The organism is Mycobacterium sp. 852002-10029_SCH5224772, from assembly GCF_001667315.1.
Taxonomy (GTDB): domain Bacteria; phylum Actinomycetota; class Actinomycetes; order Mycobacteriales; family Mycobacteriaceae; genus Mycobacterium.
Genome location: NZ_LZHT01000119.1, coordinates 1 through 24,437, shown reverse-complemented (window position 1 = coordinate 24,437; position 24,437 = coordinate 1). Strand labels below are relative to the sequence as shown.

Sequence of the window (24,437 nt, the reverse complement as noted above, 5' to 3'; positions counted from 1 at the left end):
GACACGGAGGTTCCCAAGTCGTGGTTCGCCGACGCAATCGCACCGCATGGTTGAGCCGTCGAGTATCTCCGACGAGGACATGGCGTGGTTACTGGTCGACGCGGTGAATTCGTGTCTGACCGGCTATGAGCGCACTGTTATTTTCGTCGAATTAGGTTGCGGGGAAAGCTATCTCGTGATCAAACGCATCCTCACCGCCCTCCTGTCAACGCGGACGCCGTTGCCGGTGGCGATACTCTCAAAGCTGACCGGCTGGCTGAATGGCTACGCCGGTAGCCCAGAGGAGCCGCAACTGCGCATGATGCTCGCCAGCCTTCGCCTGGAGCAGTTCGCGACGGTTTAGGTGCGTGATTCGACCGAGCGATCATGCTCCGTCGGCGGTGATCGAATCGTCTCGTGCTCGCCCGACCCGTCTCGACGATTCGTCACGTCGTTTATCACCCGGGTGAGTGACTCAGGTGGGCGAGGACAGTTCACCCCTTTGCACGCCATGCTCTTGATGTCTACAGCTATGCAGCCGTGTTCTGCTGTGTGAGACAACCCCCGACATGGAGGACCCCCAGCAAGGAGGAGATAGTGAGCGCCGCCAGGAGAATGCTGGAGACCTATCCCCGGGATCTAGGCCGGATCGATAGAGACAAGCTGGTCGCATGTATCGACGCCTGTATTGAATGCGACCAAGCGTGCACAGCGTGTGCAGATGCCTGCCTCAGTGAAGACGACGTCAATCACTTAACCAAATGCATCCGTACCTGCCTTGACTGCGCGGATGTCTGCGCGACAACCGGCCGCGTGCTGTCCCGGCACACGGACTACGACGCCAACTTGACTCGGACGGTGCTCCAAACGTGCGCCACCGCCTGTAAGACAAGCGCGGACGAATGCGACAAGCATGCGGCGAAACACGAGCATTGCCGCGTGTGCGCCGAGGTATGCCGTCGCTGTGAACGAGCCTGCCGCGATCTTCTCGAGGCGCTCGGTTGACACAACCACCGAGCGGGCGCGCGGCGTCGCTGCGCGAGTGTGACCTTGCAGATAAGGAATGGAGACGAGCCTGATGGGGATTTCTGAATTCGATGACGTCGGGGCCCATCTGCTCGAACCAGAAGAGAGCCTGGACTCAGAACAGACCGGCATCGACCTGGACGAAGGCTACTCACCCCCGGAAAGCCCACGTGAATTGCGCGCGTGGGGTCTCACCGCGAGGGAAGCGCGTACCCATGAAAGTCTGGCCCGCCGGCTGGCCCGCGAGCTGCCCGACGTGTCCGACCAGTGGGACGGCGACGGAATCGGTGATAGCGCTGACAGCGATGGCGAGCCTATCGACGATCAGGTCGGCGGCATGCGCGCAGGCCGGCTCGTCGCCTTCGACGTCGACCCTACGGATCCGGGTACCGATTACCTTGCCTACGACGTCGGCATTGACGGTGGCGCCGCGTCGGCTGAGGAAGCCGCCATCCATATCATCGGCGATGAGGACACCAACGCCGGTGGGGGATGGCGTCTTTGATGACCTGTCGTCCGGCCTATTGGTGAGGTTCGAGCTGTGCCGACCCGCATCGTGATCCTCGGCGGCGGCCCGGCCGGTTACGAGGCGGCACTGGTCGCCGCCGCCCGAGGGCCTGAGGTCGCGCAGGTGAGTGTCGTGGACGCCGACGGTATCGGCGGTGCGGCCGTGCTGTGCGACTGTGTGCCGTCAAAGACGTTCATCGCCTCCACCGGGCTGCGCACCGAACTACGCCGGGCACCGCTGGGGTTGGACATCGGTATGCCCGCCGCGGAGATCTCGTTGCCCGAAATCCACCAGCGGGTCAAGACATTGGCGGCCGCCCAGTCCGCCGACATCACCGCCGACCTGCTCAGCATGGGTGTCGAGCTGATCGCCGGTCGTGGTGAGCTGGTCGACGCGACTCCCGGGCTGGCGCGCCACTGCGTCAAGGTGACCCATTCCGATCCGGGGGCCGACTGCAGCACCAGCACGTACGACGCCGACGTCGTACTGATCGCGACCGGCGCCAGCCCGCGGATCCTGCCGTCGGCACAGCCCGACGATGAGCGAATCCTGACCTGGCGCCAGCTTTATGACCTGGCCACGCTGCCCGACCACCTGATCGTCGTCGGCTCGGGTGTCACCGGCGCCGAGTTCGTCAACGCCTACGCCGAACTCGGTGTCACAGTGACCGTCGTGGCCAGCCGGGACCGGGTGCTGCCCTACGAGGACGCCGACGCCGCGTGGGTGCTGGAGGAGTCGTTCGCCGAACGCGGCGTCAAACTGGTCAAAAACGCACGTGCGCAATCGGTTTCCCGCAGTGCGGCCGGGGTCGTGGTGACGATGACCGACGGCCGCACCGTCGAGGGCAGCCACGCCCTGATGACGATCGGATCGACCCCGAATACCGGCGGTCTGGGCCTGGAGCGGGTGGGCATCGAACTGGGGCGAAGCAACTACCTGACCGTCGACCGGGTGTCACGAACATCGGTGCCCGGGATCTACGCCGCCGGCGACTGCACCGGTCTGTTGCCATTGGCCTCGGTCGCGGCGATGCAGGGCCGGATCGCGATGTATCACGCGCTGGGCGAGGCCGTCAGCCCGATCCGGCTGCGCACCGTAGCGGCGACGGTATTCACGCGACCCGAGATCGCCGCGGTCGGCGTGCCGCAGACGGCGATCGACGATGGCTCAGTGCCGGCCCGGACCATCATGCTGCCACTCGAAACCAATGCGCGCGCCAAGATGTCGGAGCTGCGTCATGGCTTCGTCAAACTCTTCTGCCAACAAGCCACCGGCGTGGTGATCGGCGGAGTGGTGGTCGCCCCGATCGCCTCGGAGCTGATCCTGCCGATCGCGGTGGCCGTGCAGAATCGCATCACGGTCAACGAGTTGGCGCAGACGCTCGCCATCTACCCGTCGCTGTCGGGCTCGATCACCGAGGCGGCCCGGCGGCTGATAGCTCACGATGACCTGGACTGACGCCGCGCGACGGCTGGCGCCGCGACGCGTGGCCCGAGCGGCGCTTGTCCTGGTCGCGATGCCTGTCGCATTCTGGTGGCTGGCGCCGTGGAAGTTGTTCATCAGGACCACAATCGATGAGATGCTGCCGCCTGGAGCGCAGACCACCCGGTTAGGAGAATTCACCGGCCACATCCACCGAACCAGCGGTGCTGCGCGGCTAGCGACCTTGCCGGATGGGTTACGGATTCTGCGGCTGGAGAATCTTCATGCCACTTTGGGACCGCAGCTGCGCGTCTGGCTAACTGATGCACGAGTGACCAATGGCGGCAGCCGATCTCGAAGGTTCGGTCGCAGCAATCACATAGATCTCGGCCCCCTGCGAGCCAACCGGGGCAACGCCAACTACGCCATACCCGACGATGTCGACACCGCCGGAGTCGGCAGCGTCGTTCTGTGGTGCGACCGCTTCGGTGTGTCCTTCGGCGCTGCGGAGTTGCGCTTTGTGCCGCAATAATTCGCGCACCCTGGAATGGTCCTGGAGTCGTGCGGTTTGAGCATTTTCACCCGGGTGAATGGTGCCGGGGGGTGATGACAGCTGCACCGGGTTCGGGCCACGCTCAGAACACCGCCCGGCAGCTGCCGATATACAACCCGGGCATCGGCCTGGCGGACATGAGTTCCACATCAACGGGCTTGCACCCGTGGTCGTGAAAAGACCGCTCTGCGGAGGCCTGATAACGGAGGACGTGTGACGCAAACTGCACGCCGCTTTTGCTTGACGACGCGGGATCGGCGGATGCTGGCCGGCGCGTACTGGCCGGTCATCGCGTTCGCCGCCGCGCTCGTCACCGCACGAACCGCGCGTGTTCGCCGACACCGGCAGGAGGCCGCGGTCCAATGACGCAAAACGCCACCTTGGCCGCGCTGTCGGCGGCGGGCGTGTCGGTTTGGCTGGACGACCTGTCCCGCGACCGTCTGGTATCGGGCAACCTGCAGCAGCTGATCGACACCAGAAGCGTCGTCGGCGTCACCACCAACCCCACGATCTTCCAGCGGGCGATCTCACACGGCCATGCTTACGATCGGCAGATCACCGAACTGGCCGAACGCGGCGCCGACGCCGAGTCGGCGATCCGCACGGTCATCACCGACGACGTCCGGCAAGCATGCGACGTCCTGCGCCCGCAGTGGGAAGCCTCCGCCGGTGTCGACGGGCGGGTGTCGATCGAGGTCGACCCGCGGGTGGCCCACGACGCCGAGAAGACGGTCAGCCAAGCCGTCGAGCTGTGGAAGATCGTCGATCGGCCGAATCTGTTCATCAAAATTCCCGCGACATCGGCCGGTATGTCCGCGATCACCGCAACTGTGGCCGAAGGCATTTCAGTCAACGTGACCCTCATCTTCTCGGTCGAGCGCCACCGCGCGGTGATGAACGCCTACCTGGCCGGGCTGAAAGCCGCGCAACGCGCCGGCAAAGACCTCACCCAAGTCCATTCCGTGGCCTCCCTGTTCGTCTCCCGCATCGACACCGAAATCGACCAGCGGCTGGAGGCGATCGGCACCGACGCAGCTCTGTCCCTGCGCGGACACGCCGGCATTGCCACCGCCCGGCTCGTCTATGCCGCCTACCAGCAGGTGTTCCGGGCTGGACAGCGCTACGCCGCGCTCAGCGACGCCGGGGCCCGTGTACAGCGGCCGCTGTGGGCCTCCACCGGGGTGAAAAACCCCGCCTATCCCGACACCATGTACATCACCGAGCTGGTCGCACCAGAGATGGTCAGCACCATCCCGGAAAAAACTTTGGAAGCCCTCGCCGACCACGGTGTGATCATCGGTGACTCCATCACCGGCACGGCCACCGGCGCCCAAGCGGTGCTCGACAGCATCAGCGCAGCCGGCGTCGACCTCGTGGACGTTGTCAGGATGCTCGAAAACGACGGTGTCGCCAAGTTCGCAGCATCCTGGCGGCACCTACTCGATTCCTATCCCGGCCCCGCACGTTCGCTACCTGGAGGAACTTCCGTTGACTGAGTCGAACGATGGGCGTGCATGGATGACGTTCGTGGCGCAGCTGGCAACCCAGCTGCGGGCCGATGCGATCCGCTGCAGCACCAACGCCGGTTCCGGGCACCCCACCTCGAGCATGTCCGCCGCTGACCTGATGGCGGTGTTGCTCGCACGCCACCTGCGCTACCACTGGGACCGGCCGGACTACCGGGACAACGATCACTTCATCTTGTCCAAAGGGCACGCGTCGCCGCTGCTGTACGCCGCGTTCAAGGCGGCGGGCGTGATCACCGACACCGAATTGATGTCGGGCTACCGCCGGTTCGGTTCCCGCCTACAGGGCCATCCGACACCGGTGCTGCCCTGGGTCGACGTCGCCAGCGGCTCGCTGGGACAGGGGATCGGCAACGGCGTCGGTGTTGCGCTCGCCGGAAAGTTCCTCGACAAGTCGCCGTTTCACGTGTGGGTGTTGTGCGGTGACAGCGAAACCGCCGAGGGGTCGGTGTGGGAGGCACTCGACAAGGCCGGCTACTACGGGCTCGCGAACTTCACCGTCATCGTCGATGTCAACCGGCTGGGTCAACGCGGGCCGACCGAACTGGGTTGGGATTTAGCGAGTTACGCGCAACGCGTCGAAGCCTTCGGCGCGAAGGCCATCACCATCGACGGCCATGACCTCGATGAGATAGACCGCGCCTTCACAACCGCGCGCGAGACTACGACGGCGCCCACGGTGATCCTCGCCAGGACCATCAAGGGACGCGGATTCAGCGAGGTCGAAGATCGCGAAGGCTGGCACGGGAAAGCGCTCCCTCCCGACATGGCGCAGCGCGCACTGGCCGAACTCGGCCACAAGAACGACGTGACCGTCATCGGACTCAAGCCCGCACCGCGCGAGCGCAGCACACCGACATCACCGCCTGACGCCGAAACGCGTGCGCCAATTCGGCCGAGCTACGCGCTGGGAGACAAGGTCGCCACCCGGGCCGCCTACGGGACCGCGCTGGTCGCGCTGGGCGAGGCCAACCACCGAATCGTCGCCATGGACGGCGAAGTCAGCAACTCCACGGGCGCCGGAGAATTCGCCCAACGCTACCCCGACCGCTACTTCGAAATGTTCATCGCCGAGCAACAACTCGTCGCATCCGCCGTCGGACTCAGTGTCCGGCACTACATCCCGTTCGCGTCGACCTTCGCCGCGTTCTTCACCCGCGCCCACGACTTCATCCGCATGGGCGCCGTGTCCCGGGCGAACATCTGCCTGGTCGGATCCCACGCCGGCGTCGAGATCGGCGCCGACGGGCCGTCGCAGATGGCCCTGGAAGACCTCGCCATGATGCGTTCCGTCCACGGCGCGACCGTGCTCTACCCCAGCGATGCGACAAGCACCGCCGCGCTGGTCGACGCCATGGCGAACGGGCACGGCATCCGTTACCTGAGAACCACCCGCGGCGCCTACCCAGTCCTCTACGAGCCCGCGACCACGTTCACCGTCGGCGGGTCTCAGACCCTGCGCTCCAGCGACGATGATCAGGTCACCCTCATCGGTGCCGGCGTCACCGTCCATCAATGCCTCGCGGCGGCCGAATCACTGCACCGCGACGGAATCGCCGCCCGCGTCATCGACATGTACTCCATTAAACCGATTGATGGGCAAACGCTCAGCGAAGCCGTGCGCGCCACCCGCGGACGGCTCGTCGTCGCCGAGGATCATCATCCCGAGGGGGGGCTCGGCTCGGCAGTACTCGAAGCCCTCGCCGGGGTGCATTCGCCACCACTTCGACTGGTGCACCTGGCGGTTCGCGTCATTCCGGGCTCGGGAACACCGGCTGAACTGCTCGCGGAAGCCGGAATCGACGGGCCCAGCATTGAACGGGCCGCCCGACACCTGCTGGATGGCACCAACGCGCAACCCGTCGGCCACGACGCGGCCCCCTCGACGGCCCACGGCTGATCGGCGGACGCACCATGAGCATTGTCAACAAAGGCTTTCGCGGCCGCCGCGCCGAGTCGGTCCTCGAGTTGCCACCCGGCCAACATCTGACCACGGACTTCCCCGTCCTGCAGGCAGGACCGACTCCGCGCATCGATCTCGACCGCTGGCGGTTCACCATCCGCGACGAGCGTGGCGCCGAACACGTGTGGACCTGGGCCCAGCTGATGCAATTGCCCACCGAGCGGCCCACCGTCGATATCCACTGCGTCACCACGTGGTCCAAGCTGAACACCAGGTGGGAGGGCGTTTCTCTGGACACCCTTCTCGAATCAATCAACACGGCCGCCCAATTCGCACTGGTCGGTTCGTACGGCGGCTATACCACCAACTTTCCGCTGCGCGATCTTCTCGGCGGCAAGGCGTGGATCGTCTACGCCTACGACGGCGCACCGCTGCGCCCGGTGCACGGGGGCCCGGCACGACTGTTGGTGCCGCACCTGTATTTCTGGAAGTCCGCGAAGTGGGTGAAATCCATTGAGTTGCGGGACAGCGACATACCGGGATTCTGGGAAGGGCTGGGCTACCACAACTACGGCGACCCGTGGACAGAACAACGCTACGCCGGGGACTGAGGACGAGTGACGACTGTGGACGTCCACGTCAAGCCGGCGCTACGGTGGCGGGTCGCGCGGGTGGTGAACTCCCGACCCGAGACCGATACTGCGCGCACGATCGGGCTGACCGTGCCCGACTGGGGCGGCCACCTGGCCGGCCAGCACATTGATCTCAAGCTGACTGCCGAGGACGGTTACAGCGCACAACGCAGCTACTCACTGGGCAGACCGACAGAAGGTGAGCACATCGAGCTCACCGTGCAGCGGATCGACGACGGAGAGGTCTCGCCCTATCTCATCGATCTCGCCGCCGGCGACGAGATCGAACTGCGCGGACCCATCGGTGGCTGGTTCGTCTGGCGGCCGGACGAGGAGGCCCACGTTCTACTCGTCGGCGGCGGATCGGGAATCGTGCCGTTGATGGCCATGCTGCGGCAGCGAGTCGTGGCGGGCAGCGCCAACTTTCGACTGGTCTATTCGGTGCGCAGTCCCGCCGATGTGTACTACGCCCACGAGCTTTCCCGATTCGAGCGTGAGTGTGATTGGCTTCAGGTCACGCTGGTCTATACCCGCTCGGCCGCGCCGCAGACCACCCGGTCGCCGGGCCGGGTGCGCGCCACCGACCTCGTCACGACTCGATGGGCCATCGACGATGGGGTGCGCTCCTACGTCTGCGGCCCAACGGGATTCGTGGAATCGGTCACCGCGAAGCTGATCGAGTTGGGACATCGGCCGTCAGCCATCCGGACCGAGCGATTCGGGCCGAGCAGCTAATCCAGAAATGAGGAATGATGACCGAACCAACGCACGTCGACGGCAACGCCGCTGCGGGCGCCTTCGCAGAGGTCCTGGGATTCGATGTCACCACCGCGATGCTCACCTGCGGGAAATGTTGTCACGCCACCGCCTTCGCCGAGAGCCACGTCTACAACCGCGGCCCCGGCATCGTGGTGCGCTGCCCGGCCTGCGACGACGTCCTGGCCCGACTCGTGCAAACGAGCACCGACATGTGGCTCGACTTCCGCGGCGCCCAGTCCTGGCGTATTGCGATCCCGGACCGCTGATGCAATCCCTCGACGCACTCGCCGGTCGCGTGCGCACCGCCGACATCGTGGACGCCATGGGGCGCCGGCACCGACATCGCTGTCACCTTCTCGACCTGGTGAGCCCGACACCTGGCCGCCGGCTCTTCGGCCCCGCCGTCACCATCTCCTACTTCCCTACGTGCCGGGCCGCCCTCCCGCCCGAGCGCTACAACTTCAAGAGGTTGTTCTACGACGCCATCGAAGGGGGCGCCGACGGGCACGTGCTGGTCCTGGCCAGCAACGGCTACACCGACACGTCGCTGGGTGGCGGGACAAAGCTGTCGCGTGTCCAAAGCCATCGGCTCGCCGGCATTCTCGCGGACGGGAAGCTGCGCGACTTCGCCGAGCTCGAGCACTACGACCTCGCCATCTATTGCCGCGGCGAGACAACGCGGTCGGGCGGCGACGTCGTCACCCCGTACGAGGCGAACCGTCCGGTGGTGATCGCGGGCGTGGCGGTCCGTCCCGGCGACTATGTCTTCGCCGACGCCTCCGGCGCTGCGGTGATACCCGCCGGCGAGGTGCGCGCAGTGCTTCGCGCCGCCAACGAGGTCATCCTGGAGGACGCAGAGACCATCGCCGCCATCAGGAGTGAAACGCCGAATGCGCTGGAACTCAACGAGAATTGACTGATCGGCGCAAACGCCCGTAACTATTGGGCACCACACACGACAACGCTAGGGGCCGGAATGGTTGAGCATCACCACGTCGAATGGGACGCCGCCACGCGGCACATCACGACACCCCGGCTGATGTTGCGACCGTGGCAGCTCGATGACGATCTCGCCGCATATGCCATATACGGTGCGCCCGAAGTGGCGCGTTGGCTGTATCCGGCGTTACCCCAAATCATCGATGGCGCCGAGATGCGACGCGTCCTGGGAGGGTGGATAGCCGAAAGCGAGCCGACCGGGCTGCCGCTGGGTCGATGGGCGATCATCGACAAAAGCTCCGCAGGCGTGATCGGGGGTGTGGCCCTGCTTCCACTGCCGCCGGGCGGCACGGATCTGGAAATCGGGTGGCAGCTGTCTCCGAACGCCTGGGGCTACGGGTACGGCGCGGAAGCCGGTCACGCGGTTGCCCATCAGGCATTCGAAAACCCCGGTATCAGTGAGGTCTTTGCGGTCGTGCGCCCGGGGAATCGCCGCGGTGTGGCTACCGCCCGGCGCATTGGAATGGAATGGGTCGGCGAGACCGACAAGTACTACAACCTCACGCTACAGGTCTATCGCCTGACGAAGGCCGACCTCGACCTACCGGAGCCGGCTTGTGCGCAATGAACTCGACCGGAAGTGCATCGTAGTGCGCCCGTTGCCGGTTGGCGTTATCCGCCCTCACCCGGGTGAATTGCACGCAAGGATGAGGACAACTCACCCCCTGCGCAGAGATAGTGGTCGCTGATCTGAGCCGCGATCGAAACCGCCTGGATCACCGTCTGTGCCGCCAGCGAAGGCAGTGCGAGTTCGGCGGGGGCCATGCGGAACGACACAGAACGGAGACAGCATGTCGCAGAATGAGGCCACAGCCACGGCCACGGCCATGATGATCGATGGGCCGGCAAAGTCTCGCATAAACGTCATCGCGCCTCTTCTCCCACGGTATGGCCTGGCCATAGTCCTGGCCTGGTTCGGCGCTATGAAGTTCACTACCTATGAAGCCCACGGTATTTCACATTGGGTGGCCAATAGCCCCCTCATGGGTTGGCTCTACAACGTGATATCCATCGACGCCTTTGGTCGATTCAACGGGTCAGTAGAATTGGTTACTGCAGCACTGCTTGCCGTCAAGCCGTGGTACCCGAAGGCTTCCGTGGTGGGCGGCATTTTCGCCTCGCTGTTCTTCGTGACCACGCTGAGTTTCATGGTCACGACCCCCGGGGTCGGTGAGGCGTCTGCGGGTGGCTTTCCCGTTTTGTCCGCCGACGGGGAGTTTTTGATGAAGGACATCGCGCTCCTAGGCCTAGCACTGTGGCTGCTGGTGGACGCCATCGACGCGACCCGCGAACGGGCGGCCGCCGCCAAATCAACCTGACACCGTCGTTGATGAAGTTGCGCTCAGCGAGAAGACCAGCGTCCGTTCACGTTTCGATGGCCCGTGCCGCCATCGACACTGGGCGGTTGTCGATGGCGAGCTTCTGAGCGCATCTGGTGGGCGGCGAAGTCCGCGAGCTCTTCCCCGAGTTGACGCTGGCGTAGCTGTGGGATCTCACCGCCGCCGAGCTGGCACGAAACGTCCACACGCATACCACAATCGGTGAAGGGCTACAGGACTGCTTCCGCGCCCTGACCGGCGAGACGATCAATCTGTAAAGGAATCGCGGCACGCAACTCCGCATTAATCACCCGGGTGAATAGGTGCTTGGGGTGATGCCAGCCCACCCCGCGAAGTTGCAACCTCATGAGGAAGAAGCGGGCGGAAATGTCAGCCCGCGCCCGCTCGAATCTAAGCCATCGGCGGCCCAGCTGGAGCCGTCAAGGACAACCAGGAAGGGACCCGAACATGCATTTTGAGGACAAGAAGGTCATTGTTGTCGGCGGCAGTGCCGGCATGGGACGGCAGGTCGCGCTCGACGTCGTCGACCATGGCGGCAGCGCGGTGATCGTCGGACGCTCCAAAGACCGTGTCGACGACACCGTAACCGAGCTGACGAGCCGGCGCGGCCAGGCCTGGGGCATCGCCGCCGAGCTGACCGATCGCGCCGCGGTCGGGGATGTGCAGCGCGCGCTCTCCGAGCAGCACGACGACGCGACCCTGCTGGTCAACGCGGCGGGATACTTCATCCCGAAGCCATTTTTGGAGTCCGACGCGCTGACCTACGACTCGTATCTGGAGCTGAACTATGCGCTGTTTTTCCTGACGCAGACCGCTGTTGCGGGCATGATCGCCAACGGTAAGGGCGGCTCCATCGTCAACATCGGTGCCATGTGGGCACATCAGGCCATCGGTGCGACCCCATCGGCCGCGTATTCGATGCAAAAAGCCGGGCTGCACGCGCTCACGCACAATCTCGCCATCGAGCTTGCCGAGCACAACATTCGCGTCAACGCGGTGGCACCGGGGGTTGTCAAGACCCCGCTGTATGAAAAGTTCATCCCGAAGGCCGAGATCGACGCCACCCTGGAGACATTCGCGCCGCTTCATCCCCTGGGACGCGTCGGCACCCCCGCCGACGTCGCCAACGCAGTCACCTATCTGCTGTCCGACCAGGCCAGCTGGGTCACCGGCGCAATCCTCAACGTCGACGGCGGCATCATGGCCGGCCGCAACTAAAAGTTCCGGCCCATCAGTCAATTAACCGCACACCTAGCCTAAGGAGCATCCGTGCCACACGAATACAACAAGAACCCGGCCGCGGTCGACGCATTGAGCCCCGAGCAGTACCACGTCACCCAAGAGAGCGGGACCGAGCGTCCGTTCAGCGGCGAGTACTGGGCCAACAAGGAACCCGGCATCTACGTCGACGTCGTCTCCGGTGAGCCGCTGTTCGCATCGGTCGACAAGTTCGAGAGCGGCACCGGCTGGCCGAGCTTCACCAAGGTGATCGACGAGGATAACGTCGTCGAGAAGCGCGACCGGAGCCACTTCATGGAGCGCACCGAGGTGCGTTCCGCCCACGGCGACAGCCACCTCGGGCACGTCTTCAGCGACGGCCCGAGGGCTCAAGGCGGCCTGCGTTACTGCATCAACTCGGCGTCGCTGCGCTTCATTCACCGCGACAACCTCGAAGCCGAAGGTTATGGGCAATACCTGAGCCTGTTCGCCGACGCGGATCCGGCGCGGCGCGACGGGGCACCCGTGAGCGAGCAGCGGTCATGACGAACCACGACAAGATGGCAGTGCTGGCGGGTGGATGTTTTTGGGGCATGCAGGATCTGATCCGCAAGCAGCAAGGCGTGGTGTCCACCCGAGTCGGATACACCGGCGGCCAGAACGCGCACCCCACCTATCGCAACCATCCCGGCCACGCGGAAGCGATCGAGATCACCTACGACCCAGGCAAGACCGATTATCGGACGCTGCTGGAGTTTTTCTTCCAGATCCACGACCCGACCACCAAGAACCGCCAGGGCAACGACGTCGGAACCAGCTACCGCTCAGCGATCTTTTATCTGGACGACGAGCAGAAGCAGATCGCGCTCGACACGATCGCTGACGTCGAGGCGTCGGGGCTGTGGCACGGCAAGGTGGTCACCGAGGTGACTGCGGCCGGCGAATTCTGGGAGGCAGAGCCCGAGCACCAGGACTACCTCGAGCGCTACCCGTCCGGCTATACGTGCCACTACATCCGGCCAGGATGGAAGCTGCCCCACCGCAGCGGCTTTCGCGATGTCACATCGACGTCGACGCACGCGAACCGCGATGGATGATCGTGATCGTCCAACGCCGATGCCGCTGACCGCCGGCGGGAGACGAATCCAGCATTAGGAGGCCGATCTGATGTCCGCGTACGCACCCCCGTTGGGAGAGCTTCGCGCCCACCGGGCGTTCCCGGCGCGCATTGGTCCCAAAGGCAACCTGATCTATCGCCTGATCACCACGACCGATCACAAGTTGATCGGGATCATGTACATCGTTGCCTGCTTCGGATTCTTTTTCGTCGGCGGGCTGATGGCGCTGTTCATCCGTACCGAGCTGGCCGCACCGGGGCTGCAGTTTTTGTCGAACGAGCAGTACAACCAGCTATTTACCATGCACGGCACGGTGATGCTGTTGTTTTATGCCACCCCGATCGTGTTCGGGTTCGCCAACCTAGTGCTGCCCTTGCAGATCGGCGCTCCCGACGTCGCCTTTCCGCGCCTCAACGCATTGTCGTTCTGGCTCTTCGTGTTTGGTGCGCTGATCGCGCTGGCGGGATTCATCACCCCCGGCGGCGCAGCGGATTTCGGCTGGACGGCCTATACGCCGCTTTCCAACGCCGTCCATTCCCCGGGCGCCGGGGGTGATTTGTGGTTCTTGGGGCTCATTGTCGGCGGCCTGGGCACCATCCTGGGCGGGGTCAACATGATCACCACGGTGGTCTGCCTGCGCGCGCCGGGGATGACGATGTTCCGCTTGCCGGTCTTCACCTGGAACATCCTGGTCACCAGCATCATGGTGATAGTGGCGTTTCCGCTACTGACGGCCGCGCTCTTCGGCGCTGCCGCCGACCGGCACCTCGGCGCGCACATCTTTGACGCCGCCAACGGCGGAGTCCTGTTGTGGCAACACCTGTTCTGGTTTTTCGGCCACCCCGAGGTCTACATCATCGCGTTGCCGTTTTTCGGCATCATCACCGAGGTCATCCCCGTGTTTTCCCGCAAGCCACTGTTCGGCTACTCCACGATGGTGTACGCCACCATCAGCATCGGGGCGCTGTCGATCGCGGTGTGGGCGCATCATCTTTATGCCACCGGCGCGGTGCTGCTGCCGTTCTTCTCGTTCACGACGTTCTTGATCGCGGTCCCCACCGGGATCAAGTTCGTCAACTGGATCGGCACCATGTGGAAGGGCCAGCTGACCTTCGAAACACCGATGCTGTTCGCGACGGGCTTCTTGGTCACATTCCTGCTGGGCGGCTTGTCCGGGGTGCTGCTGGCCAGCCCTCCGATCGACTTCCACGTCACCGACACCTATTTCGTCGTCGCGCACTTCCACTATGTGTTGTTCGGCACGATCGTGTTCGCCACCTACGCGGGGGTGTACTTCTGGTTCCCGAAGATGACCGGCCGGCTGCTCGACGAGCGGTTGGGCAAGCTACATTTCTGGTTGACGCTGATCGGCTTTCATACAACGTTTCTGGTACAGCACTGGCTGGGCAGTATGGGCATGCCGCGCAGGTACTCCGACTACCTCCCCACCGATGGCTTCCAGCCGCTCAATATTGTCTCGACGATAGGGGCGTTCATTCTCGGCTTGTCGATGCTGCCGTTCGTGTGGAATGTGTTCAGGAGCTGGCGGTACGGCGAGCCGGTGACCGTCGACGATCCATGGGGACACGGCAACTCGCTGGAATGGGCCACCACCAGCCCGCCGCCACGACACAACTTCACCGAACTTCCCCGTATCCGCTCCGAACGGCCCGCCTTCGAACTGCACTACCCGCACATGATCAACCGGTTGCGCGCCGAGGCCCACGTCCAGTACGGGAGAGTGGATAGCTCGTGAGCGCGACGCCGGAGTCGTTGTCGCCCAGAGTTCTTAGCAAGTGGCCCGCATAAGCCGTCGCGTATGCCGATGATCCCGGCGGGGCATGTTCATGACATCGTCATCGTCGGATCGGGTCCGGCGGGGTATAGCGCAGCGATCTATGCGGCGCGCGCGCGGCTCGACACCGTGGTGATCGAGGGGACGTCGCGCGGCGGGTCGCTGATGACCACCACGGTCGTCGAGAACTATCCCGGCTTCTCCGAGGGCACCAGCGGACCACTTCTGGTGCAAGACATGCGCGCCCAGGCCGAACGGTTCGGTGCCCGCCTGTACCCCGACGATGTCGATGCCTTCCTGCTCGACGGTGACGTCAAGACCGTGACGGCAGCCAAGAACGCCCGGCATTCGCGCGCAGTGATCCTCGCCATGGGTTCGGCCCCGCGGGGGCTTGGGGTCCCGGGTGAGAAGCGGTTGCAGGGGCGAGGCATCAGTAGCACCGCCAAGGGGGAAGGACTCTCGTTGCGCGACAAGGATGTCGCCGTGGTCGGCGGAGGGGATGCCGCCATGGAAGAGGCGCTTTTTCTGACCACGATCGCGCGCAGCATCACCATCATTCATCACCGCGACACCTTTCGCTCATCGGCGATCACGACCGCCCGTGTGCGCGCACACGACAAGGTCACCATGCTGACCAACATGTCGGTCGTCGCCGTCCGGGGTGAACAGCGGGTCACCAATCTGCGGCTGCGACAGCGCATAACCGGCGCCGAACGCGATCTGCCGGTTTCAGCGGTGATTGTGGCAGTCGGACAAGGCCCCCGTTCTGAGCTACTTGTGGGCCTGCTGGATCTCGACCCCAAGGGGTATGTCCTTACCCGAGATCCGACCAGTCACACCTCGGTCGACGGCGTATTCGCCGCGGGCGACCTGGTGGACCGCCGTTACCGGCAGGCCATCACCGCGGCCGCCAGCGGCTGCGCAGCCGCCCTCGACGCCGAACGCTGGTTAGTCGAAACCTGCTATGAGACAGGGCCGATGATCAACGGCGATAGGCGCGGTGTCCCCTAGAGCATCAGCACGATCTGCAGAATGTCAGCGGCGGATTGGATCGACCGGTCGCAGGTCGGGCATCGAACGACGCGCCGGGTCAACCACCGCACGAGAGTCAGCGGCTGTAACTCCCGCGCGGTGCACTCGGCCGTATACGCCAACGCCTCGAGATGGCCGGCGCACACATAGCCGCAGGCATTGCCGTTGTCGTCACAGTCAAAGCGTTTGCAGTGCCCGACCATGTGAAATTCCACATACGCCGCCGCCGGCCGGTCGCACCGAAAGCCGTTGTCGAGGAAGGCCAGCTGACACTGGAGGGAGAAATCGAGATGTTCGATGCCGCAGGGAGCAGCAATCGGGTTACGCGCCGACGGGCTCTCGCTTCGGCTTGCAATTGCGCTATCGACCTCGCCACGGTGACGTTCACTTCGCCGATCCGCGCGTGGCGAGTTTGTGATCGCGGCGGTGGGCCTTGCCGCGACCTTCTGGGCCTCGAAGTGGGTGGACACGTCGTGGTCCTCCTGTGATTTCTCATAACGGCTGCGGCTGGGCCGCTAGCCTGCTCGTTCCATTTCGAGCGGATCTGCGGGGTCTCGGCTGCGGCGCGCGGCCAGCGAGGCGGTGATCTTCGCAGGTCTGCTCATACAGTGAGCGTGACGCGCGGCGGGGTTAACCGTCATCACCCCAGCCGATCATTCACCCGGGTGATTGGTGATGCAGGGTGATGACAGTTCACAACGGTTCGGGCCACGCTCACTACCGACAGCCTCTGCGGCGTCGGCCGATCATCACCTCGCGCCGCAAACCGAACGTTGAGACTGACTCGGCCGGAAAGCAAACCGGCAAGGGCGCAAAGTCGATGGTCCCCCTGAACGGAGGCACGTGTGGACCGAATATTTCATGCCCTGATCGGTGACCCGACCGCCGCCACCGGTGCCGCCATCAAAACCTCGACCCTGTTCCTTACGGCCGCGGTCCTATTTCGCTTCACGGAGCGACGCACCCTCGCCGAATTCGCGCCCTTCGACTGGATCGCCGCGGTCGCCGCAGGAGCGATCGTCGGCAGGGCTGCCACCGCCAGTGACACCTCGTGGCTCAGCGCAACCACGGCGCTTGTCTGCCTCCTGGTCACCCATGCGGTGTTGGCACGATTGCGCTTCGTTCCGGGGGTTCGACGGTTCATCGATCCACCACTGAAAGTGCTGATCCGCGACGGACAGGTAGACCGACGCAGCCTGCGTCAATGCGGATTGACTGTCGCCGACCTGGAGGCCGTGTTACGCCTGAACGGGCACCCCAACGCCGACTGCATTAATCTCGCAATCTTCGAAGCTAAAGGCGCTATTTCCGTTCTGCGCAAAGATGATGAATGCAGATCGGTATGAGATTCGAGCCGATACGCGGATTCAGACCGTGAAGCCGAGGGCGCGCAGTTGCTCGCGCCCGTCGTCGGTGATCTTGTCCGGGCCCCACGGCGGGGTCCACACCCAGTTGATCCGCAGTTCGTCGACCAGACCGGCACCGACCAGCGCGTTTTGCGACTGGTCTGCGATGACGTCCTGCAGCGGGCAGGCCGCCGACGTGAGTGTCATGTCGATCAAAGCCACCGGGCCCATCTCGCCGTGCTCGACCTCCAGGCCGTATACCAGGCCCAGGTCCATGACGTTGATGCCGAGTTCGGGGTCGACGACGTCATGCATCGCCTCCTCGATATCGGCCAGCAACTCGTCATGCGGTGTGGTGGTTTCGCTCATCTGTAACCTCCTCGAGTGCTTCACTGGCGTGGACCAGTACGTCTTGAGCCGCGCTGGCACGAGCCAGTGCATCCTTACATGCCAACCATCCCAGCAACGCACACTTCACCCGTGCCGGGTATTTGGCCACTCCGGCGAACGCGACTCCGTCGCCCAGGACGTCCTCGTCGCCGTCGATGGTTCCCCGCGAAGACACCATTTCGTTGAATGCGGTGATGGTCTTGAGCGCATCGCCGACGCTTTGGCCGATCACCTGCTCGGTGAGGACCGAGGTGGCCGCCTGGCTGATGGAGCAGCCCTGCCCGTCATACGACACATCGGCGATCGTTTCGCCGTCGTCGGACAATGCGACACGCAGGGTGATCTCGTCACCGCAGACCGGGTTGACGTGAAACACCTCGGCGCCGAACGGCTCCCGCAGCCCCCGGTGCTGCGGGTGCTTGTAGTGATCGAGGATCACGTCCTGATACATCTGCTCGAGGCGCAACGTCATTCTCTTCCAAAGAAATCCAGCGCACGGCGCACGCCGGCCACCAAACGATCGACCTCGTCAGCGGTGTTGTACACCGCAAAGGATGCCCGGGCGGTGGCGGCCAGACCGAACCGGCGGTGCAGCGGCAGCGCGCAGTGGTGCCCGACACGCACGGCCACGCCGTCGTCGTCGAGCACCTGCCCGACATCGTGCGCGTGCACGCCGTCGACGACGAAGGCCACCGGAGAGCCACGGTTTTCCAGCGACGTGGGCCCGATGATCCGCACGCCGTCGATGCCGGACAGGCCCTCGATGGCGGCGGCGGCAAGCTCGCGTTCATGGGCCTCGACGGCGTCCATGCCGATGCCGTTGAGATAGCGGGCCGCCGCGGCCAAGCCGACCACCTGGGACGTCATCGGGGTACCGGCCTCGAAGCGCTGCGGAGGTGCGGCGTAGGTCGAGGCTTCCATGGCCACGTTTTCGATCATCGAGCCGCCGGTGAGGAACGGCGGCATCGCCGACAACAGCTCACCGCGTCCGTACAGCACACCGATCCCGTTGGGGCCCAGCATTTTATGTCCGGAGAACGCGGCGAAGTCGACGTCGAGCCCGTGGAAGTCGACGGGCCGGTGGGGCACCGACTGGCATGCGTCCAGAACGGTGAGCGCACCCACCGCCTTGGCTCGGGAGACCAGCTCACCCACGGGTGCCAGCGCGCCGGTGACATTCGAATGGTGGCTGAAGGCGACGACTTTGACGTGCTCGTCGAGCTGTAGCGAGTCCAGGTCGATGCGGCCCTCGTCGGTGACGCCGTACCAGCGCAGCGTGGCGCCGGTGCGGCGGGCCAGTTCTTGCCATGGGACCAGGTTGGCGTGGTGCTCGAGCTCGGTGGTGACGATGACGTCCCCGGGGCCAATCGCCCGTTCGAACCGGTTGTCGCCCAGCACATAGGAGACCAGGTTGAGTGCCTCGGTAGCGTTCTTGGTGAAGATCAGCTCTTGCGAGTCGGCGCCGACGAACGCCGCGATGTCGGTGCGGCCCTGCTCGTAGGCGTCGGTGGCTTCCTCCATCAGCTGGTGCGCACCGCGATGCACGCCGCCGTTGGATGTCAGCAGAAACTCGCGTTCGGCGTCGAGCACCTGCAATGGGCGCTGCGCCGTCGCCCCGGAATCCAGGTACGCCAATTGATTTCCGCCGCGCATGACGCGTTTGAGGATTGGGAAGTCGGCGCGGATCGCCGTCAGATCCAGCGGAGTCACGGAGGCAGACATGCTTACGCCCCGGCAGTCGCCGCTTGCGAAAAGCGCACGTAGCCGTTCTGCTCGAGTTCGTCGGCCAGTTCGGGCCCACCGGATTCGACGATGCGGCCGGCGACGAACACGTGGACGTATTCCGGGCGGATGTAGCGCAAGATGCGGGTGTAGTGCGTGATGAGCAGAACTCCGCCCCGCACCTGCTGGCCGGTGCCGTCGTCCCAGCCGGTTTCGGCGTAGCGGTTCACGCCCTCGCTGACCACCCGCAGCGCGTCGACGTCCAGCCCGGAGTCGGTTTCGTCCAGGATGGCGATCTTGGGCTTGAGCAACTCGAGTTGCAGGATCTCATGGCGCTTCTTCTCACCGCCGGAGAATCCCTCGTTCACATTGCGCTCGGCGAAGGCCGGGTCGATCTCGAGTGCGGACATCGCGCCCTTGACCTCTTTGACCCAGTGCCGCAGCTTGGGGGCCTCGCCACGGACGGCGGTCGCCGCCGAACGCAGGAAGTTCGACACCGAGACACCCGGCACCTCGACGGGGTATTGCATGGCCAGAAACAGCCCCGCCCGCGCGCGCTGGTCGATACTCATCTCCAGCACGTTCTCGCCGTCCAGCGTGATGGAACCCGAGGTCACCGTGTACTTGGGGTGGCCGGCGATGGCATAGGACAGCGTCGACTTGCCCGAACCGTTGGGGCCCATCAGGGCGTGCGTCTCACCGGATTTCACCGTCAAGTCGACGCCGTTGAGGATGGGAATCTCGTGTTCGGATTCCGCGGCGTTGGGGCTCTCAACGCTGACGTGCAGGTCTTTGATTTCCAATGTCGTCATGAAGCTGTTGCTCTCGATTCGGTGATGGCCAATTCGTGTTCGATGGCTGCGGTGAGGCGTTCCCGTATCTCGGGCACCGCGATTTTAGAGATGATCTCGCCGAAGAAGCCGCGGACCACCAGCCGGCGGGCCTGCTCTTCCGAGATGCCACGGGAACGCAGGTAGAACAATTGCTCGTCGTCGAAACGCCCGGTGGCGCTGGCATGTCCGGCGCCGACGATCTCCCCGGTCTCGATCTCCAAGTTCGGTATCGAGTCGGCGCGCGCGCCATCGGTGAGGACCAGGTTGCGGTTCACCTCGAAGGTGTCGGTGCCGGTGGCCTCGGCGCGGATCAGCACGTCGCCCACCCACACGGTGTGAGCATCCGGGCGCTGAGATTCCGAATCCCCTTGCAACGCACCTTTATAGAGCGCATTGGACTTGCAGTTCGGCTGCGCGTGGTCGACGAGCAGCCGAGACTCGAGGTGCTGGCCGTCGTCGGCGAAGTACAGGCCCAGCAGTTCGGCGTCCCCGCCAGGGGCGTCATACCGCACGTTGGCCGTCATCCGCACCACCTCACCGCCGAGCGTGACGGCGACGTGGCGCAGCACCGCGTCCTTGCCCAGCTTGGCGTGGTGCATGCCGACGTGCACGGCGTCGTCGGACCAGTCGGCGAGCCACACCACGGTGAGCCGGGCGGCGTCGTCGACGATGAATTCGACGTTGTCGGCGAAGGTTCCGCTGCCCCGATAGTCGATGACGACGACCACCTCGGCGAGCTCGCAGACCCGGATCTGCAGATGTCCGTAGGCCACCGCGCCCTCGCCGGGGCCGGTGACAGTGACGGCGACCGGATCGTCGATGCGCGTGTCGCGCTCGACGGTGATCAGCGTCGCGGAGTTGAACGACGAAAATGCCTGCGCCGCAACGCGGTCGGTTGGGACACCGCCCTGGCCGAGCCGCTCATCGCCGCGGCCGACGGTTTCGACCCGCAGGCCGGGTTGTTCAGCGACACTGATCTCGGCCTTGCCGGTGGCACGCGCCGAGCCGTCGTGCAGCCCGCGCAGCCGCCGCAGCGGGGTGAAGCGCCAGATCTCGTCGCGCCCGTGCGGGACCTCGAACGCGTCGACATCGAACGAGGCGAAGACCTCGCCCTTATTGACTGCGGCCAGGGCCGAACCCTCAACCGCCTCGGTCAGATTCGTCATCCGACCGCGCCTTCCATCTGCAGTTCGATCAGCCGGTTCAGCTCGAGCGCGTACTCCATGGGCAATTCCTTGGCGATCGGCTCGACGAAACCGCGCACCACCATCGCCATTGCCTCTTCTTCGGTGAGCCCGCGGCTCATCAGGTAGAACAGCTGGGTTTCGCTGACCTTCGACACGGTGGCCTCGTGGCCCATCGTGACGTCGTCCTCGCGGATGTCGACGTAGGGGTAGGTGTCGCTGCGGCTGATCGTATCCACCAGCAGCGCATCGCATTTCACGCTGGATCGCGACCCGTGGGCACCTTTGTTCATTTGCACGAGACCGCGATACGAGGTGCGGCCGCCGCCGCGGGCAACCGACTTCGAGACGATGTTGCTGGAGGTGTTCGGCGCCAGGTGCAGCATCTTGGCGCCGGCGTCCTGGTGCTGGCCATCCCCGGCGAACGCGACCGACAGCACCTCACCCTTGGCGTGCTCGCCGGTCATCCAGACCGCCGGGTACTTCATGGTCACCTTAGAGCCGATGTTGCCGTCGACCCATTCCATGGTGGCACCGGCCTCGGCGCGCGCCCGCTTGGTGACCAGGTTGTACACGTTGTTGGACCAGTTTTGGATCGTGGTGTAGCGGCACCGGCCACCGGGCTTCACGATGATCTCCACCACCGCCGAGTGCAGCGAGGCGGATGAGTACACCGGCGCGGTGCAGCCCTCCACGTAGTGCACGTACGCGTCCTCGTCGACGATGATCAGCGTCCGCTCGAACTGACCCATGTTCTCGGTGTTGATCCGGAAGTAGGCCTGCAACGGGATGTCGACGTGCACGCCCGGCGGGACGTAGATGAACGAGCCGCCCGACCAGACCGCGGTGTTCAGCGCGGAGAACTTGTTGTCCCCGGCCGGGATCACGGTGGCGAAGTACTGCTTGAACAAATCCTCGTACTCGCGCAAACCGGTGTCGGTGTCGACGAAGATCACGCCCAGGGCCTCCAGGTCCTCGCGGATCTTGTGGTAGACCACCTCGGACTCGTACTGAGCCGCCACACCGGCGACGTAGCGATTCTTCTCGGCCTCGGGGATGCCCAACCGGTCGTAGGTGTTGCGGATGTCATCCGGCAGGTCTTCCCAGGTCTGGGCCTGCTGCTCGGTGGAGCGCACGAAGTACTTGATGTTGTCGAAATCGATGCCGCCGAGGTCCGAGCCCCATGTCGGCATCGGCTTCTTGCGGAAGGTCCGCAACGCCTTGAGCCGGGCTTCCAGCATCCACTCGGGCTCGTTCTTCTTCATCGAGATGTCACGGACCACCAACTCGGACAGACCGCGCTTCGCGCTGGCGCCCGCCACGTCGGAGTCGGCCCACCCGTACTCGTACCGGCCCAGCGAGGCGATCGCCTCTTCCTGGGTCAGCGGCTCGGTGGCAACGGCGGCCTTGGTGGCTTCTGGGCTGAGTGTCATAGTGACGATCCTTTGATGCTCGTGGTGTCGCGGCGCGGGCTGGGCGCCGTGCTTAATACCTGGGTCAGGGGTACGTGCGTGGTGCAGGCGCAGTCGCCGTTGACGATGGTCGCCAACCGCTGCACATGGGTGCCCAGCACCTCGGCCATCGCCTGCTGTTCGGCCTCGCACAGCTCGGGGAACTCCTCGGCGACATGCGACACCGGGCAGTGATGCTGGCAGATCTGCACGCCGTGGATCGGCCCACCGACCTGCGTGGTGCTCGCGACATAGCCGGCCTTGGTCAACGCGGTGGCGATCCGTTCCGCGGCCGCCTCGACGTCGTCGTCCGCCGCGCTGTCGGCCGCGGAGACGTCGGTCAAGATGGCGTCGATCCGCTGCCGGGCGAACGCCTGAACCGCCTCTTCGCCGCCGATCTCGCGCAGCTGCCGCATCGCCGCCGCCGCCAAGTCGTCGTAGGCGTGGTCGAGCTTGGCGCGGCCGCCCGCGGTCAGCCGGTAACGCTTGGCGGGACGCCCACGCCCCACCTGCTGCCATGCCGCGGCGGGCGTGGCCTCGGCATCGCCGGCCTCGATCAGCGCGTCGAGGTGGCGACGCACACCGGCGGCCGCCAGGCCCAACCGGTCACCGATCTCGCCGGCGGTGATCGATCCGGACTCCACCAGCAGGCGCACGATGGCGCGACGGGTGTGACCATCCGCTGTGAGACCCGTGGCAGCGCCGACGTCGCCCGCGCCGACAGCGGCGGACCCGTCCAGGCTGGTTCGGATTTTCACAACACCAGTGTGACGCAATTCCGGCCGCCGGTCCAGCAAGGGTCCCCTGCCTTTGCGTTGCGCTCGTCACACTGAGCGGGACGCGCGGTGGGCTCGGGCCCGACGGCTACGCTGCTCTGATGGCAGCCCGCCACCACACGCTGAGCTCTTCGATCGCGAGTCTGCACGGCGACGAGCAAACGGTGGGGTCGCCGCTGAACGATACCGAGCTCACCGCGCTTCGCCGCACCCGCCTGTTCGGTGCCACCGGCACCATGCTGATGGCGATCGGTGCGCTGGGCGCCGGGGCGCGGCCCGTCGTGCAGGACCCGACGTTCGGGGTGCGGTTGCTCAACCTGCCGTCGCGGATCCAGACCGTGTCGTTGACGATGACGACGACGGGCGCGGTCATGATGGCGCTGGCCTGGCTGATGCTCGGCCGGTTCGCGCTGGGCAACCGGCGGATGTCGCGCGGCGACCTGGACCGCACCTTGCTGCTGTGGGTGCTACCGCTGCTGATCGCGCCGCCGATGTACAGCAAGGACGTCTACTCCTACCTGGCGCAGAGCCAGATCTCCCTAGAGGGACTCGACCCGTACCGCGTGGGTCCGGCCTCGGGACTGGGCCTGTCCCACATCTTCACCCTGTCCGTACCGACCCTGTGGCGCGAGACACCCGCGCCCTACGGCCCACTGTTTTTATGGATGGGGCGCGGCATTTCGGCGATCACCGGGGAAAACATCGTCGCCGCCGTGCTGTGTCACCGGCTGGTGGAGCTGCTCGGCGTCGGGCTGATCGTGTGGGCGACACCGCGGCTGGCCCGGCGCTGCGGCGTCGCCGAGGTCAGCGCGCTGTGGCTGGGCGCGGCCAATCCGCTGCTGATCATGCATCTGGTGGCCGGGGTGCACAACGAGGCGCTGATGCTGGGCCTGATGCTGGCCGGGGCCGAATTCGCGCTGCGCGG

General features: G+C 65.1%; 28 protein-coding genes and 1 pseudogene. 21 read left to right on the top strand and 8 right to left on the bottom strand.

Annotation, left to right across the window (positions count from 1 at the left end; all coding sequences use genetic code 11):
• The first annotated feature begins 46 nt into the window (after nucleotides 1–46).
• The 19 genes and pseudogenes from A5775_RS21520 (at nucleotide 47) to A5775_RS21440 (ending at nucleotide 15,789) form a co-directional block, all read left to right on the top strand.
• Nucleotides 47–343, top strand: coding sequence for a tryptophanase (locus A5775_RS21520; protein ID WP_067256877.1), 297 nt, complete (start codon nucleotides 47–49; stop codon nucleotides 341–343).
• 251 nt (nucleotides 344–594) lie between these two features.
• Nucleotides 595–984: a four-helix bundle copper-binding protein gene (locus A5775_RS25140; protein WP_197512823.1), complete on the top strand. Its 390-nt coding sequence runs from the start codon at nucleotides 595–597 to the stop codon at nucleotides 982–984.
• Nucleotides 985–1,042: 58 nt separating this feature from the next.
• Nucleotides 1,043–1,510: a DUF5709 domain-containing protein gene (locus A5775_RS21515; RefSeq protein WP_067256874.1), complete on the top strand. Its 468-nt coding sequence runs from the start codon at nucleotides 1,043–1,045 to the stop codon at nucleotides 1,508–1,510.
• 36 nt (nucleotides 1,511–1,546) lie between these two features.
• Complete coding sequence (locus tag A5775_RS21510; RefSeq protein WP_067256872.1) at nucleotides 1,547–2,971, top strand: NAD(P)H-quinone dehydrogenase; 1,425 nt, start codon at nucleotides 1,547–1,549, stop codon at nucleotides 2,969–2,971.
• Between the two features lie 58 nt (nucleotides 2,972–3,029).
• Complete coding sequence (locus tag A5775_RS21505) at nucleotides 3,030–3,467, top strand: DM13 domain-containing protein (RefSeq protein WP_082953114.1); 438 nt, start codon at nucleotides 3,030–3,032, stop codon at nucleotides 3,465–3,467.
• Between the two features lie 383 nt (nucleotides 3,468–3,850).
• Nucleotides 3,851–4,984 carry a transaldolase gene (gene tal / locus A5775_RS21500; RefSeq protein ID WP_067256866.1) on the top strand — a complete coding sequence of 378 codons (1,134 nt, stop codon included), beginning with the start codon at nucleotides 3,851–3,853 and terminating at the stop codon, nucleotides 4,982–4,984.
• A complete protein-coding gene (locus A5775_RS21495) occupies nucleotides 4,977–6,914 on the top strand; it encodes a transketolase (RefSeq protein WP_156660799.1) in 1,938 nt (645 codons plus the stop codon). Before tal ends, A5775_RS21495 begins: the two co-directional genes overlap by 8 nt.
• Before the next feature lie 14 nt (nucleotides 6,915–6,928).
• Entirely contained in the window at nucleotides 6,929–7,528 is a 600-nt protein-coding gene (locus tag A5775_RS21490) for a sulfite oxidase-like oxidoreductase (RefSeq protein ID WP_067256860.1), read from the top strand.
• A 15-nt stretch (nucleotides 7,529–7,543) separates the two neighbouring features.
• On the top strand, nucleotides 7,544–8,284 hold the full coding sequence (locus A5775_RS21485; RefSeq protein ID WP_067256858.1) for a ferredoxin reductase: 741 nt from the start codon (nucleotides 7,544–7,546) through the stop codon (nucleotides 8,282–8,284).
• 14 nt (nucleotides 8,285–8,298) lie between these two features.
• On the top strand, nucleotides 8,299–8,574 hold the full coding sequence (locus A5775_RS21480; protein ID WP_067256856.1) for a DUF6510 family protein: 276 nt from the start codon (nucleotides 8,299–8,301) through the stop codon (nucleotides 8,572–8,574).
• Nucleotides 8,574–9,224: an RraA family protein gene (locus A5775_RS21475; protein ID WP_067256854.1), complete on the top strand. Its 651-nt coding sequence runs from the start codon at nucleotides 8,574–8,576 to the stop codon at nucleotides 9,222–9,224. Before A5775_RS21480 ends, A5775_RS21475 begins: the two co-directional genes overlap by 1 nt.
• 60 nt (nucleotides 9,225–9,284) lie before the next feature.
• Nucleotides 9,285–9,875, top strand: coding sequence for a GNAT family N-acetyltransferase (locus A5775_RS21470; protein WP_067256851.1), 591 nt, complete (start codon nucleotides 9,285–9,287; stop codon nucleotides 9,873–9,875).
• Between the two features lie 223 nt (nucleotides 9,876–10,098).
• Entirely contained in the window at nucleotides 10,099–10,626 is a 528-nt protein-coding gene (locus tag A5775_RS21465) for a YkgB family protein (RefSeq protein ID WP_067256848.1), read from the top strand.
• Nucleotides 10,627–10,736: 110 nt separating this feature from the next.
• A pseudogene (locus A5775_RS25945) lies at nucleotides 10,737–10,904 on the top strand (dihydrolipoyl dehydrogenase); the annotation flags it as partial.
• Between the two features lie 190 nt (nucleotides 10,905–11,094).
• The gene (locus A5775_RS21460; protein ID WP_067256846.1) at nucleotides 11,095–11,865 is read left to right on the top strand and encodes an SDR family NAD(P)-dependent oxidoreductase; all 771 of its coding nucleotides are present in this window, start codon (nucleotides 11,095–11,097) and stop codon (nucleotides 11,863–11,865) included.
• Nucleotides 11,866–11,916: 51 nt separating this feature from the next.
• Nucleotides 11,917–12,411 carry a peptide-methionine (R)-S-oxide reductase MsrB gene (msrB, locus tag A5775_RS21455; RefSeq protein ID WP_067256843.1) on the top strand — a complete coding sequence of 165 codons (495 nt, stop codon included), beginning with the start codon at nucleotides 11,917–11,919 and terminating at the stop codon, nucleotides 12,409–12,411.
• A complete protein-coding gene (gene msrA, locus A5775_RS21450) occupies nucleotides 12,408–12,962 on the top strand; it encodes a peptide-methionine (S)-S-oxide reductase MsrA (RefSeq protein ID WP_067256840.1) in 555 nt (184 codons plus the stop codon). The genes msrB and msrA overlap by 4 nt, the downstream gene beginning before the upstream one ends.
• A gap of 70 nt (nucleotides 12,963–13,032) precedes the next feature.
• Complete coding sequence (gene ctaD, locus A5775_RS21445; RefSeq protein ID WP_067256838.1) at nucleotides 13,033–14,739, top strand: cytochrome c oxidase subunit I; 1,707 nt, start codon at nucleotides 13,033–13,035, stop codon at nucleotides 14,737–14,739.
• A gap of 69 nt (nucleotides 14,740–14,808) precedes the next feature.
• Nucleotides 14,809–15,789, top strand: coding sequence for an NAD(P)/FAD-dependent oxidoreductase (locus A5775_RS21440; protein WP_067256883.1), 981 nt, complete (start codon nucleotides 14,809–14,811; stop codon nucleotides 15,787–15,789).
• Here A5775_RS21440 and A5775_RS21435 read toward each other — a convergent pair.
• The gene (locus A5775_RS21435; protein WP_067256835.1) at nucleotides 15,786–16,280 is read right to left on the bottom strand and encodes a hypothetical protein; all 495 of its coding nucleotides are present in this window, start codon (nucleotides 16,278–16,280) and stop codon (nucleotides 15,786–15,788) included. The two genes, A5775_RS21440 and A5775_RS21435, sit on opposite strands and share 4 nt — an antisense overlap.
• 375 nt (nucleotides 16,281–16,655) lie before the next feature.
• Here A5775_RS21435 and A5775_RS21430 point away from each other — a divergent pair, with 375 nt between their 5' ends.
• Nucleotides 16,656–17,156, top strand: a complete 501-nt coding sequence (locus tag A5775_RS21430) for a DUF421 domain-containing protein (protein WP_067256833.1) — start codon at nucleotides 16,656–16,658, stop codon at nucleotides 17,154–17,156.
• A gap of 21 nt (nucleotides 17,157–17,177) precedes the next feature.
• Here the strand turns inward: A5775_RS21430 and A5775_RS21425 are convergent, their stop codons facing one another.
• The 7 genes from A5775_RS21425 to A5775_RS21395 are packed head-to-tail and all read right to left on the bottom strand — an operon-like array spanning nucleotide 17,178 to nucleotide 23,533.
• A complete protein-coding gene (locus tag A5775_RS21425) occupies nucleotides 17,178–17,525 on the bottom strand; it encodes a metal-sulfur cluster assembly factor (RefSeq protein WP_067256830.1) in 348 nt (115 codons plus the stop codon).
• Nucleotides 17,500–18,018: a Fe-S cluster assembly sulfur transfer protein SufU gene (gene sufU, locus A5775_RS21420; RefSeq protein ID WP_067256828.1), complete on the bottom strand. Its 519-nt coding sequence runs from the start codon at nucleotides 18,016–18,018 to the stop codon at nucleotides 17,500–17,502. Before sufU ends, A5775_RS21425 begins: the two co-directional genes overlap by 26 nt.
• Nucleotides 18,015–19,268 carry a cysteine desulfurase gene (locus A5775_RS21415; protein WP_067256825.1) on the bottom strand — a complete coding sequence of 418 codons (1,254 nt, stop codon included), beginning with the start codon at nucleotides 19,266–19,268 and terminating at the stop codon, nucleotides 18,015–18,017. Before A5775_RS21415 ends, sufU begins: the two co-directional genes overlap by 4 nt.
• A 2-nt stretch (nucleotides 19,269–19,270) precedes the next feature.
• A complete protein-coding gene (gene sufC / locus A5775_RS21410) occupies nucleotides 19,271–20,080 on the bottom strand; it encodes a Fe-S cluster assembly ATPase SufC (RefSeq protein ID WP_067256823.1) in 810 nt (269 codons plus the stop codon).
• Nucleotides 20,077–21,267 carry a Fe-S cluster assembly protein SufD gene (gene sufD, locus A5775_RS21405; protein ID WP_067256820.1) on the bottom strand — a complete coding sequence of 397 codons (1,191 nt, stop codon included), beginning with the start codon at nucleotides 21,265–21,267 and terminating at the stop codon, nucleotides 20,077–20,079. The genes sufC and sufD overlap by 4 nt, the downstream gene beginning before the upstream one ends.
• Nucleotides 21,264–22,718: a Fe-S cluster assembly protein SufB gene (gene sufB / locus A5775_RS21400; protein WP_067256817.1), complete on the bottom strand. Its 1,455-nt coding sequence runs from the start codon at nucleotides 22,716–22,718 to the stop codon at nucleotides 21,264–21,266. The genes sufD and sufB overlap by 4 nt, the downstream gene beginning before the upstream one ends.
• The gene (locus A5775_RS21395) at nucleotides 22,715–23,533 is read right to left on the bottom strand and encodes a metalloregulator ArsR/SmtB family transcription factor (RefSeq protein WP_156660798.1); all 819 of its coding nucleotides are present in this window, start codon (nucleotides 23,531–23,533) and stop codon (nucleotides 22,715–22,717) included. The genes sufB and A5775_RS21395 overlap by 4 nt, the downstream gene beginning before the upstream one ends.
• Before the next feature lie 80 nt (nucleotides 23,534–23,613).
• Here A5775_RS21395 and mptB point away from each other — a divergent pair.
• Nucleotides 23,614–24,437: polyprenol phosphomannose-dependent alpha 1,6 mannosyltransferase MptB (gene mptB, locus A5775_RS21390; RefSeq protein ID WP_197512819.1), on the top strand; the 824-nt coding region annotated here is incomplete at its 3' end.

What these genes read in the sequence shown, in the direction of transcription:
- A5775_RS21520 (WP_067256877.1), top strand. Translation starts at nt 47, where the DNA reads ATGGTTGAGCCGTCGAGTATCTCCGACGAGGACATGGCGTGGTTACTG.
- A5775_RS25140 (WP_197512823.1), top strand. Translation starts at nt 595, where the DNA reads ATGCTGGAGACCTATCCCCGGGATCTAGGCCGGATCGATAGAGACAAG.
- A5775_RS21515 (WP_067256874.1), top strand. Translation starts at nt 1,043, where the DNA reads ATGGAGACGAGCCTGATGGGGATTTCTGAATTCGATGACGTCGGGGCC.
- A5775_RS21505 (WP_082953114.1), top strand. Translation starts at nt 3,030, where the DNA reads ATGCCTGTCGCATTCTGGTGGCTGGCGCCGTGGAAGTTGTTCATCAGG.
- tal (WP_067256866.1), top strand. Translation starts at nt 3,851, where the DNA reads ATGACGCAAAACGCCACCTTGGCCGCGCTGTCGGCGGCGGGCGTGTCG.
- A5775_RS21490 (WP_067256860.1), top strand. Translation starts at nt 6,929, where the DNA reads ATGAGCATTGTCAACAAAGGCTTTCGCGGCCGCCGCGCCGAGTCGGTC.
- A5775_RS21480 (WP_067256856.1), top strand. Translation starts at nt 8,299, where the DNA reads ATGATGACCGAACCAACGCACGTCGACGGCAACGCCGCTGCGGGCGCC.
- A5775_RS21475 (WP_067256854.1), top strand. Translation starts at nt 8,574, where the DNA reads ATGCAATCCCTCGACGCACTCGCCGGTCGCGTGCGCACCGCCGACATC.
- A5775_RS21470 (WP_067256851.1), top strand. Translation starts at nt 9,285, where the DNA reads ATGGTTGAGCATCACCACGTCGAATGGGACGCCGCCACGCGGCACATC.
- A5775_RS21465 (WP_067256848.1), top strand. Translation starts at nt 10,099, where the DNA reads ATGTCGCAGAATGAGGCCACAGCCACGGCCACGGCCATGATGATCGAT.
- A5775_RS21460 (WP_067256846.1), top strand. Translation starts at nt 11,095, where the DNA reads ATGCATTTTGAGGACAAGAAGGTCATTGTTGTCGGCGGCAGTGCCGGC.
- msrA (WP_067256840.1), top strand. Translation starts at nt 12,408, where the DNA reads ATGACGAACCACGACAAGATGGCAGTGCTGGCGGGTGGATGTTTTTGG.
- ctaD (WP_067256838.1), top strand. Translation starts at nt 13,033, where the DNA reads ATGTCCGCGTACGCACCCCCGTTGGGAGAGCTTCGCGCCCACCGGGCG.
- A5775_RS21440 (WP_067256883.1), top strand. Translation starts at nt 14,809, where the DNA reads ATGATCCCGGCGGGGCATGTTCATGACATCGTCATCGTCGGATCGGGT.
- A5775_RS21425 (WP_067256830.1), bottom strand. Translation starts at nt 17,525, where the DNA reads ATGAGCGAAACCACCACACCGCATGACGAGTTGCTGGCCGATATCGAG.
- sufU (WP_067256828.1), bottom strand. Translation starts at nt 18,018, where the DNA reads ATGACGTTGCGCCTCGAGCAGATGTATCAGGACGTGATCCTCGATCAC.
- A5775_RS21415 (WP_067256825.1), bottom strand. Translation starts at nt 19,268, where the DNA reads ATGTCTGCCTCCGTGACTCCGCTGGATCTGACGGCGATCCGCGCCGAC.
- sufC (WP_067256823.1), bottom strand. Translation starts at nt 20,080, where the DNA reads ATGACGACATTGGAAATCAAAGACCTGCACGTCAGCGTTGAGAGCCCC.
- sufD (WP_067256820.1), bottom strand. Translation starts at nt 21,267, where the DNA reads ATGACGAATCTGACCGAGGCGGTTGAGGGTTCGGCCCTGGCCGCAGTC.
- sufB (WP_067256817.1), bottom strand. Translation starts at nt 22,718, where the DNA reads ATGACACTCAGCCCAGAAGCCACCAAGGCCGCCGTTGCCACCGAGCCG.